At 52.6% G+C, this 10,378-nt stretch carries 11 protein-coding genes; 8 read left to right on the top strand and 3 right to left on the bottom strand.

Annotated elements, in window-relative coordinates; genetic code table 11:
- Positions 1-164 (bottom strand): transposase (locus M4I36_RS11845; protein WP_258111955.1); only part of this gene is annotated, 164 nt, incomplete at its 3' end.
- A 762-nt stretch (positions 165-926) separates the two neighbouring features.
- Between M4I36_RS11845 and M4I36_RS11840 the strand changes: the two genes are divergently transcribed.
- Both M4I36_RS11840 and M4I36_RS11835 read left to right on the top strand, forming a co-directional pair.
- Positions 927-2,681, top strand: coding sequence for an ABC-F family ATP-binding cassette domain-containing protein (locus tag M4I36_RS11840; protein ID WP_258111954.1), 1,755 nt, complete (start codon positions 927-929; stop codon positions 2,679-2,681).
- A 102-nt stretch (positions 2,682-2,783) separates the two neighbouring features.
- Positions 2,784-4,070, top strand: a complete 1,287-nt coding sequence (locus tag M4I36_RS11835) for an MFS transporter (protein ID WP_258111953.1) — start codon at positions 2,784-2,786, stop codon at positions 4,068-4,070.
- Between the two features lie 172 nt (positions 4,071-4,242).
- Here the strand turns inward: M4I36_RS11835 and M4I36_RS11830 are convergent, their stop codons facing one another.
- A complete protein-coding gene (locus M4I36_RS11830; protein WP_258111952.1) occupies positions 4,243-5,445 on the bottom strand; it encodes a recombinase family protein in 1,203 nt (400 codons plus the stop codon).
- Between the two features lie 684 nt (positions 5,446-6,129).
- Between M4I36_RS11830 and M4I36_RS11825 the strand changes: the two genes are divergently transcribed.
- The 3 genes from M4I36_RS11825 to M4I36_RS11815 all read left to right on the top strand — a co-directional run bounded on the left by M4I36_RS11825 (position 6,130) and on the right by M4I36_RS11815 (position 7,312).
- Positions 6,130-6,303, top strand: a complete 174-nt coding sequence (locus M4I36_RS11825) for a thioredoxin domain-containing protein (protein ID WP_258111951.1) — start codon at positions 6,130-6,132, stop codon at positions 6,301-6,303.
- A 351-nt stretch (positions 6,304-6,654) separates the two neighbouring features.
- A complete protein-coding gene (locus M4I36_RS11820; protein ID WP_258111950.1) occupies positions 6,655-6,912 on the top strand; it encodes a hypothetical protein in 258 nt (85 codons plus the stop codon).
- Positions 6,902-7,312, top strand: a complete 411-nt coding sequence (locus tag M4I36_RS11815; protein WP_258111949.1) for an aspartyl protease family protein — start codon at positions 6,902-6,904, stop codon at positions 7,310-7,312. Before M4I36_RS11820 ends, M4I36_RS11815 begins: the two co-directional genes overlap by 11 nt.
- Here the strand turns inward: M4I36_RS11815 and M4I36_RS11810 are convergent.
- Complete coding sequence (locus M4I36_RS11810; RefSeq protein WP_258111948.1) at positions 7,309-7,515, bottom strand: hypothetical protein; 207 nt, start codon at positions 7,513-7,515, stop codon at positions 7,309-7,311. The genes M4I36_RS11815 and M4I36_RS11810 overlap by 4 nt on opposite strands.
- Positions 7,516-7,882: 367 nt before the next feature.
- Between M4I36_RS11810 and M4I36_RS11805 the strand changes: the two genes are divergently transcribed.
- Genes M4I36_RS11805 through M4I36_RS11795 form a run of 3 tightly spaced genes read left to right on the top strand, consistent with a single transcriptional unit; the run spans position 7,883 to position 10,358 of the window.
- A complete protein-coding gene (locus tag M4I36_RS11805) occupies positions 7,883-8,617 on the top strand; it encodes a sigma-70 family RNA polymerase sigma factor (protein WP_258111947.1) in 735 nt (244 codons plus the stop codon).
- Between the two features lie 23 nt (positions 8,618-8,640).
- Positions 8,641-9,639 (top strand): NAD-dependent epimerase/dehydratase family protein, encoded by a 999-nt coding sequence (locus tag M4I36_RS11800; protein WP_258111946.1) that lies wholly within the window; start codon positions 8,641-8,643, stop codon positions 9,637-9,639.
- On the top strand, positions 9,636-10,358 hold the full coding sequence (locus tag M4I36_RS11795) for a metallophosphoesterase family protein (protein ID WP_258111945.1): 723 nt from the start codon (positions 9,636-9,638) through the stop codon (positions 10,356-10,358). The genes M4I36_RS11800 and M4I36_RS11795 overlap by 4 nt, the downstream gene beginning before the upstream one ends.
- Positions 10,359-10,378: the final 20 nt, after the last annotated feature.

Genomic DNA, 10,378 nt, shown 5'->3' with positions numbered 1-10,378 from the left:
TCCTCAAATACCGAGGCAAGATTTTCAAGAGCAGTCTTTTTCCATTTATGGAGCATGGTAAAATGAATGCCGTACTCCGATGAAATCTGAGCAATGGTCTTCTCTTCTTTGAGAAGCTCCAGAACGACTTGTGCTTTGAATGCTGCCGTGTAGTGTTTTCTCATAGCCATAGTGTAGCTTAACCGGTCCCTTCTTAGTTGTCTTAATTCCTGGGACCACTATACTCCAATTGGACTCGTCGGACTGTTAATTACGTCCGGTGTTGCTACGGTTGCAGTCGGATGTGCAACCTTCTTAGCACCACGCATAAGGAACTATAAAGACAGGACTGAAGATGAGCCGTCACAAACATTTTAAAGGATATGATTATCGAACATAAGGGCGCGAAAATCCCATAAGACAAAGAATACATCTTTGCATAAAAATGCAAGGTTTGTTGAACTGCAATGACCTCACACATATCCTGTAACGAGAAACAAGACCTGATCCTGCCGCTCCCCTAGTCCACTGGTCAGGAGGAAAACTGGATTGACTTTCGCAGGGATTTCCTCTACATTGTGCGTGTAAGATGAAGAGTGTATTTGAATGTTTCACTCTTGATGAAAGGTGGTATCTCGTAACATCATGCGCAACTCATCCGCACGATAACACCATTTGAATATCGGTGCTTTGTGTGCAGACGCCGTTTAACGACGGCGGACGAAGCGGTATGACCAGCTTCGGGTTGAGCTACCCATGATGAGACGAACAGTTGCCACTCTTTCAGGAGACTAGACCATGTTCCGTGAACGGTGAACCTTAACAACGGTTGCACCGCACGCTGGGTTTTTCGTGTAGTTTCTATTTCTCTCTGAAGAGCATACGTTTGTTCTGCCGTGGGCGCGTCTGCACCACGGTTTTTTGCGTTGCAACAGGGGGGATAGCATATGTCGATTTTGTCAATCAAGCAGGGTTCAAAATCTTTCGGAGAACGGATTGTTCTGGAATCCGTCAGCTTTTCCCTGGCGTACGGTGATCGCGTCGGACTCGTGGGCGCAAATGGCTCTGGTAAGTCCACTTTGCTGAAAATCTTAGCTGGAGAAATGGAGCTTAGTCTTGGCACGGTTCTACTTGCTCCATCCATCACACTGGGGTATCTGCCGCAAGCATTCGAACCAAAGGGGAATTTAACCATTACGGCGCTATTGGAGGATGCAACAAAAGAGATTCAGGAAATGCATGTAACCATTGACCGTCAAACGGATCTCATGACAAAGCTGTCCGATGATCCGCATGCATTGGAGCGTGTTCTCAGCGAATACGGTGATCTCCAAGCTCGTTTTGAGCACCGTGGAGGGTATGATTTGCCCCACCGTGTCGATGCGGTCCTCCAAGGGCTAAGGTTGGCTTCAATTGATCGGGAGCGGACCGTCAGTTCTCTGTCGGGTGGTGAGCAAGTGCGCTTAGGCTTGGCTGCTGTGCTCATTCAGTCACCTGACTTGCTCCTGTTGGATGAACCAACCAATCATCTGGACAGGGAAGCGTTGGAGTGGCTTGAACAGTACCTGGCCGCTTTTTCAGGAGCGCTCATGGTGGTGTCCCATGACCGCCTATTCCTAAACCTCACGGTGAATCAAATCATTGAAATCGATGAATACTCCCATCGCGCGAAACGTTACAGCGGAAATTATGACATGTATCAACGTCAAAAGGCGCTGGAGCGCACCCAGTGGGAAGAACGCTACGCGACGCAGCAGGCGCAAATCCAGGAATTGAAACAACGCATTCAAACGGCACACCAGCACGTTGGTCACAACCGGCCACCAAAGGACAATAACAAAATGGCTTACAAGGGCCACCGCGCTAAAGTGGAGCGGACGGTTGGGCGCAACATCCAATCAGCCGAAGTTGAACTCGTGCGAATTCAGGCAAATGCTGTGCCACGCCCCCCAAAACCACTTTGCTTTGATGCGAACTTCGAATGGGTGGCTTCGCATCATGCGGTTGCCGTTACTTGTTCAGAGGTTTCGTACGTACTGCCGAACGGTCGACACCTTTTCGAAGAAGTCCGTTTCACCCTTGGGCGTTCCGAGCGGATGCTCATCGTGGGACCCAATGGGGCAGGGAAGACGACACTGCTCAATGTTGTCGCGGGCGTTCGGCCACCGTCGACCGGAATGGTACTTCGACCAGCGGGAACGAGGATTGGGTATGTACCACAGGACCTGATTTGGCCGGACCCAGTTCGAACCGTACTGGAAGAGTTTCGGAGCGAGCATGTTGCGAAGGGTCAACGACGATCTTTAGAGCAAAGCCGCCATCAATCCGCTTCGTCCGTGAATGGCGACGAGGAAAGTACTCAAGAGCGTTCACGAGTTTATGAGGAGTGTCGCGAGGCGGCGATTGCGCAACTTCTATCTTATGAATTGTTTCGTTATGAGGAGTTTGACCTGCCGTGTGCAGCGCTTAGTCCTGGTCAGCATCGAAAGCTGAGGATTGCGAAACTGTTGGTGTCCGGTGCCAACTTGCTGGTGTTGGATGAACCCACGAACCATCTCAGTTTTGCAGTTCTTGAGGAGTTTGAACGCGCTCTCACCGTGTTTCCGGGAGCTATTGTAGCTGTGTCGCATGATCGACGGTTCATAGAGAGGTTTCAGGGAGAGGTATGGACACTCAATTCAGGGCGGCTCACTCAAACTTGAGATGAGTAGCCGATGACCTTGCCGTTACTTTACACATTAACCATCGTCATCAGTTTACAAGGATAAAGCCTCAACGACGGAGACATGAAGGGGAACATCCGATTGACAAGAGACACGCTCTTAATTTTCCGGAATCGTAATTTCACCAAGCTCTTTTTGGCCGCTCTCCTGTCCAAGTTTGGGACCGTCATCGGCATGACCGCATTCTTGTTCTACTTGCTCCGCCAATTCGCGACGCAGCCGCAATATGCGTCGTTAAGCCAGATGGTCATGACTTTGCCAACGTTGGCGTTGCTTATACTGGTGGGTGTGGTGGCCGACCGCTTCGACAGACAGCGTATCATGGTCTGGTCGGACTGGATTCGGACGGCGCTTACACTTTTCTTACTTGTCGCTGCCATAGAACAATCGGTGACGTGGATGTTCATCGCGCTGTTCATTCGCTCTGCTGTGGGCAATTTTTTCGATCCGGCGGAGTCTGGTCTCATGCAAGGTATTCTCTCGCCCGATGAGTATACGCTGTCGGCAGGTCTGCAGCAGACACAGATGAGTCTGTTTATGTTGTTCGGCACGGCGCTTGGCGCATTTTTCTACGGCACACTGGGGATTGAGGGGGCAATTGCCGTGGATGCCGCTAGCTACGCCGCGTCTGCGGTGCTGGTTTCCACCTGTCGAATCACGGACAGCGCTCGTTTGCCAAGCGGCGCGGCTGCTCGCATGCGACTTGGATGGACTTCAATTGCACGCGATTTCGCGGACGGGCTACGATACGTTGTCCAACACAAATTGCTGCTGAACGTCATCCTGGGGTTTTTCATTTTGGGCATCGTGAACGGGGGATTTATGGTCATCCCGCTCTACATGCTACGGTATCGCTTGTCCCCGCACCATTACGAAGCGATGTATGCACTGAACGGTGTCCTCTCCGGAAGCGCGCTTTTGGTTGCCAGTATGATGGTGCCTTGGGTGACCAAGCGGATGGCGTTGCACTGGATGTTTATACTTGGATTTTTTGTGGGTGGCGCGTTGATTGTCGCAGAGGCGTTTTCTCCGAACGTAGGGGTGTTTCTCGGGATTGACGTCCTGTTTTCCCTCTCCGTTCCATTTGTCAATGTCCCCTTTGGCGGTTGGCTGCCACAACTGGTGGCACCGGACAAAATGGGGCGAGTGGATGCTTTGATTGCACCCGTGGTGAGTGTGTCCTCAGCGGCGACGCTCGGGGTCATTGCGTTCGTTTTCCCCCGGTTTGTCACCGTTGCCGATTTGTTTTACCTCGTCGGAGGGTCTATTCTGTTGGTGAGTATTTACTATGCGGCGGTGTTGCCACCTTTAGTGCGTCGGCAACCGCATTCGGTCGATCCGACTGCACAGACACCGCTTGAGATGTAGCGGTCATTTCGGTCATGAACGGTTGGTCGCGTCAACCCGATTTACATTCTGCAAATTGTGGCCAGAAGTGCAATTGGAACCGGTTGTCATTGATGTGTACCCATGCCTCCATTCGGATCCGCAAAAAACGATATGCGGATCCGATTCCCGCGCGAACAATCTGTGACCACGATTACCGAAATTTTACCCGGACATCAATGCCATCTTCGCTGCGCGTATAGTCAATGCGTTCAATCAGCAGTTTCGCGAGTCGATTTCTCTCCTTGACCTCGACGTGTGCTTCCCAAGCCGATTTGAACGCGTCGAACCTTTGCACAAGCAGTGCGCGCGTCAGTTCGGCGCATTCATCAAGGTTATCGCGTAGCTGATATATTTCGTTCTCCTTCTTCACAATCAGGGTCCTCAAACGCTCCAGTCGTGTGGTGTAGTCTTGTTTGGAGAGGTCGCCCATCACGAACAGGTCCTGCAACCGGTTCACCCCTTCTCTCAGGCGTTCGAGTTCAGCCTCCTTCATTTGTAACAGACGTTCCGATACTAGAACGGGTTCCTCGGCATCCGCTGGCATCTGGAGGAGTTCCGTTTCATATTGCCGCATACTTTCGAACACGGCGGTTTCTACAGGCTCGAGTTCGATGCCCGGATTGCCGCAGATGATTCCGTCGTTGCCTGGTTTTTGGCACTTCTTGACGAGGGTTCTGCCGTTTTCTTTCGGCTGAAATTTTAGCGAGGAACCGCACCGGCCACAATGGAGGAGACCGGAGAGAAAGTAGGTTCCATGCCTTGAATGTTTGGGCTGAACGCGACGCCCTTCCAAGAGGTTGATGATCTGCAGATGTTCTGCCAGAGTCTTCACGGCAGGGTGTGCGTTTTCGACGATGATCCAATTTTCTCTGGGGATCACTTTGAAGGGCGCAGCCTGCCGCTTTTTATGCAGTCCACCGTTGGTTTTGCCGTACACCACGCGGCCCAAGTGAACTTCGTTGATGATGAGCCGATACAGTACACTGTCGGACCAGCGTGCTCCTTTTGGAGAGGGGGCAGTGCGGCGGTTGAGATCTGCGCAGACCGCGCTGCAGGTTTCACCGTTTAAAATTTGATCTTTGATAAAACGATAGGTTTGGAGCTTTGCAGGGTCAACCTGCAGGCTGTGGACGTCCGCGTTGTATACGTAGGGAAATGGGGCCGGACCGTTGGTCCAGTGGCCTAGGCGAGCGCCGATCTTCTTGCCGCGCTGGAACCGCTTTTTGATCATCCGGTACTCATACCTGGCGAACACGCCTTCGATGTCCGTCATAAGTTCCTGGTCCTCGCCGTCCGAATCGTCCCGGCTCTTGCGCAGATAGATGGCCACTTCGTAGATTTTCTTGGGCTCCATGACTGTATCACCTCGATATGTGGCGTGATTTCCCTACCGCATGTTCAGCTTTGCTCTGGACGACGAATGAGTCAACGGCAACGAATGGAGAGACCGCGGGAGTTAAGGCTACTGATGAAAGGATGGGTATGGCCTTGAATCAGCCCCGAAAGAATACTCGGGGCGTCTGGTTCACCGGATCCAACTGGGATCGATGAGTCGCATCAAGAGTGGATACAAAGCACTCCGGAAGCTTTCCAGGGCGGCAGGTGAGAGCTCGTTACTGGTGACGCTTATGGTGAGTTTCCCGTGCTGAAGCACGATTGTCTTGGCTGGACGGGGTTTAACTAGGGAGGCTGGCAAGTTGACAGGCTCGACGAACGACGCGTCTGTTGGTGAGGGCATGGGGATACCTCCTGCATGTGATGTGACGGGGTAAGGGTGGACGTCGACCGAAGCGCGGGAGCAGTGATGAAATAGTGGCAAATTCAGCGTACAAGTTTTATGGTCGGCATGGGTGCCATCATCGTGACCCGAGCGTGCCAATAAGCTAGGCACACGTTAACGCACTGCCGACATGCGCGCACCGACGCTGGGTGGTAGAATTATCCGTGGAACATTCGGTTTGGTGTTTCTACGGAGTGTATCTCCATGCACTCGGGCAAGCTGTGCCCATGAGAATGAATCCCAGGGAGGAGTAAGTCCATGTCTACCGACGCTGCGAGCCACAAACACACCAACCGCCTCATCCACGAAAAATCCCCGTACCTCCTCCAACACGCGCACAACCCGGTCGACTGGTTCCCATGGGGTCAGGAGGCGTTTCAAAAAGCAGCCCGCGAAAGCAAGGCGGTATTCCTCTCCATCGGCTATTCGTAGCCCTGCGGGGCTACGAATAGCACGATACGCTGAAAGTGGATTACTTTACCGACCTGTCACTGATAACAGGTCCATAAAGTAATCCAGCCGAGATATTGGAGAGAAAATGATCCATTTATTTACATTCTTCTACTTTGATTCACTCCTGTTCAACTCACCAACGCTCTCACCTGTACATATTGCAAAACACTGGATTTTCACAGTCAGACTACAACGGTATAATGGGATTCAACGAAGACGTGTTTGTTAGTGCTGAACGGTGCTTTGCGTGTGCTCTTAGGAACAAGCAGCCGGGAGTTATCAAGAAAATCGAATAGATTTGTTTGGTTGGATGAGAAGGAGGGAACAAACATGCAGTGGCCAGAAGTTCGAGAACTGTATCCAAACCAGTGGGTATTGCTAGAGGAACTGAAATCTCATTATAACGGGAGTAACGTCTGTGTTGATGAAGTGGCTCTTATACGAGCTATCCTAGATGCAAAGGAAGCTACAGAGGAATTGTTTGCCGCAAAGGATCGGCGGTTCGTTTATCATACATCCAAAGAAGCTATCGTTATTCGGGAGATTCAAAAACCCATGATACGGCGGAGGGCCACAGGTGCAAATTGAAATAGGTGCTGACGGAGTCATTTTGTGCTCTCTGAAACTCCACCATAACGGTAAAGAAAAAGAAGTTTATAATCTCGTACTGGATACAGGTGCGGCTGAGACCATTATTTACAGACATGCTGTCAGAGAATTGGGTATCTATCTTGAGGAAAATGACGAATTTGTCTTCATGAGGGGTATTGGTGGCCGGGAACCAGCCTTCAGAAAGAGTGTTCAAGCGGTTGAGTTTCTGGGCTTTTCTGCTTCGGATTTCTTGATTGACTTTGGAGACGCAATGGAAGGGGAAGATGAAGAATTTGACGAAGAAACTGTCAACGGTCTATTGGGACTGGATGTTCTCAAGGCTGGTGGGTTTATCATCGATTTGAAAGCCATGGAGGTATATCAGAAGGAGAGCTAAACAAGCGAGTCTTGTCCAATGAGGAACGGCGCGTAGGGGATGGTTTCAGCCATTGCCACGCCTGTGGTCTCTACGGCTGAATGCGAGAGACTGTAGACGAGTAAAAGAAAGGCGATGCCGGATATGCTGGTGCCGGCTTTGGACAGAATCCGGTTGACTAGGTATAGATCGAAATTACGATTTCGTAAAACGTTTCCGTACATGAACAGCACCTCCTTATGGCTAGGGTAGCGCCATGACCCGCCGTGGTCTAAGCACATGTTGCGGGTATGCGTGCAATATCTGAGTAGACAGCTATAGGGCATGAGGATATCGCCTGTCAGAGACGCGCGCAGGGTGGCTACCATGATGTCCACGCCGGGAGCGCCAAGCGATCCGTGGGAGACTGGCCGCCATTTGAACGATGATCCTTACAACAACCCTCATGATGCAGGACGAGTTATGAGAACGGTATTCCGTGCCGGAATCGGATCTCATGATAGTAAGATTTGTGCTTTTTGTCGATGACCCGTATCCTTTTGGTCGCTTCAATCGTTATTCTAGTGTCACTAGGAAGGAGGCTGTCACACGTTGTCAGAGAACCATGCAACCACACAGGCCTTGACATTATCGCAGCCACTGGACCGTGATGGACTGCTGATGCTGCGTTCTCAATTGGTGCGGTACTGCGAGTACTTAAGCGGCTCAACGCATGATGCACAGGACTTGGTGCAGGCAACGTTACTCAAGGCGCTGCCAGCGCTACAAGGGGAACAGGTGCATCCAAACCTGCCTGCGCTGCTGCGAAAAGTGGCAAAGAATACGTGGCTCGATCAGGTCCGCAGGCTGAGCAATCATCGTCACTCCGACCTGGATGAATGGGTGGGCGTCATTGCGGTGGATTCCCTAGATCATTCGTCGATGGAAGAGGCGCTACAGGTTCTGGTGCAAACGCTGACAGCGCAACAGCGGGCAGTCGTTCTCCTGTGCGATGTTTTTGCATACACCGATCGAGAAGCTGCGCAGTTACTGGGGTTTAGCCCTGGCGCGGTGAAGGCCGCATTGCATCGGGCACGGTCACGACTGCATCAGGCGAGGGACGGGACAGAGGTTCTAGACGCACTGGATGAATCTCAAAAAGAGATACTGGACGCTTATGTGTCCGTGTTTCAATCTGCGGACATCAGGATGCTGGTTCAACTGTGCCGGGACGGAAGCCTCGACCCAGTTCAGGCCACAAGCAAGGTCTTTACATGGGCGCAGCGGCAGATGGGAACCAACAAGGCGACTGATTATACCCTGACATCCCTGTCGGGCGCCGCGTGACAGAGTGGACAGGGGGGATAGACATGCGGATTTTGATACTGGGTGGCACGGCGTTCCTAGGGCGACACTTGGTCGATGCCGCTCTGACAAACGGTCATGAGGTCACATTGTTCAACAGAGGGCAGACTCATCCGGATTTGTACCCGGAGGTCGAAACACTGCGTGGTGATCGGGATGGGCGTCTCGAGGCACTGTGCGGGCGAAGCTTTGATGCGGTGCTGGACACGAGCGGCTACGTGCCGCGCGTGGTACGCCAGTCGGTGGCCTTGTTGAGAGACGCCGTGATGCACTATACGTTCGTTTCGAGCATTTCCGTGTATGCAGACTTTACTCAAGTCGAAATGGATGAGGACGCACGGCTTGGCACCCTGGAAGACGAAACGATCGAAAACATAGCGGAGCACTACGGAGCGCTCAAAGCGCTCTGTGAGCAGGAAGTCCGATCGACGTTCGGGGAGCGCGCGCTTATTATTCGACCGGGACTGATCGTCGGCCCGCACGACCCCACAGATCGATTTACCTACTGGGTGCGGCGCTTTGGACAGGGTGGGAACGTCCTCGTGCCCGGACGGCGCGACGCCCGCGTTCAGTTCATCGATGGCAGAGATCTCGCCGAATGGATGATTCGGATGGTCGAGAAGAAGACGAGCGGCGTATTCCATGCGACCGGTCCCACAAATGCACGGACTATGGGGGAGTTTATCGACAACCTACAAGAGGAAATCCCCTCATCTGGACAGGCGACATGGGTGAGCGAAGCGTTTCTTGAGTCGCAAGGTGTAGCGGAGTGGACGGACTTGCCGCTTTGGCTTTCCGATCAGACGGGTTGGCCCGGGTTCATGTCGGTCGATGTAGGACGGGCGGTGGCACAAGGGCTGACGTACCGACCCGTTCGAGAAACGATACGCGATACGCGTAGATGGGATCAAACACGACCGCTGGATAGCGACCTGAAGGCTGGCTTGAGCCACGAGCGAGAACGGGACTTGTTACGTGCGTGGAAGGTGTGGAATGACAAGTGACGACGGGAACGATTCGCACGGTCGCTGCTATCTATGACATACACGGCAACTTGCCCGCCCTGAATGCAGTGCTCACGGAGGTCGAGACGGTGCAACCCGATCTGGTTGTGGTTGGAGGGGACATCGTCTCCGGCCCCATGCCGCGAGCGACCTTGGACCGACTCTTGGCCTTTGACCTTCAGATTCGCTTTATTCGCGGCAATGGCGACCGGGAAGTGGTGACAGTCTTTGACGGCAAGTCTTTGCCAGAAAGCATGTCGGAGGATGGACGTCAGATAACCCAGTGGGTGGCGGAACAGCTAACACGCGTGCAGCGAGACTTTTTGGCCCAGCTGCCAGTGTGCATAACGCTACCGGTTGAAGGGGGGGATGTCCTGTTTTGCCATGCCACGCCACATAGCGATGAGGCCATCTTTATGCCACTGTCCACGTCAGAGCGGATGACTGGTCTGTTTGCGGGTGTAGGAGAGCCGTTTGTCATCTGTGGACATACACACATGCAATTTGAACGCCAGATAAACAAACTCCAAATTCTGAGTGTGGGGAGCGTGGGCATGCCTTATGCAGACCAACCGGGCGCGTATTGGCTGCTGATCGGGCCGGATGGGTTTGCGTTTCGACGCACGATGTACGATTTGGAAAGCGCCGCAAGAGACATGGAACCTGGATTCCCGGTTACTCATAACGAGGAAGGCGGGTCAACCCCCAGGCTGATATAGATTTGCTTTTGCTTCTCAAG

Source organism: Alicyclobacillus sp. SP_1 (assembly GCF_024706985.1).
In the GTDB taxonomy this organism is placed as follows: domain Bacteria; phylum Bacillota; class Bacilli; order Alicyclobacillales; family Alicyclobacillaceae; genus Alicyclobacillus_I.
Note: the sequence above shows the minus strand (reverse complement) of the source record. Positions and strands in the feature narration are given on the sequence as shown.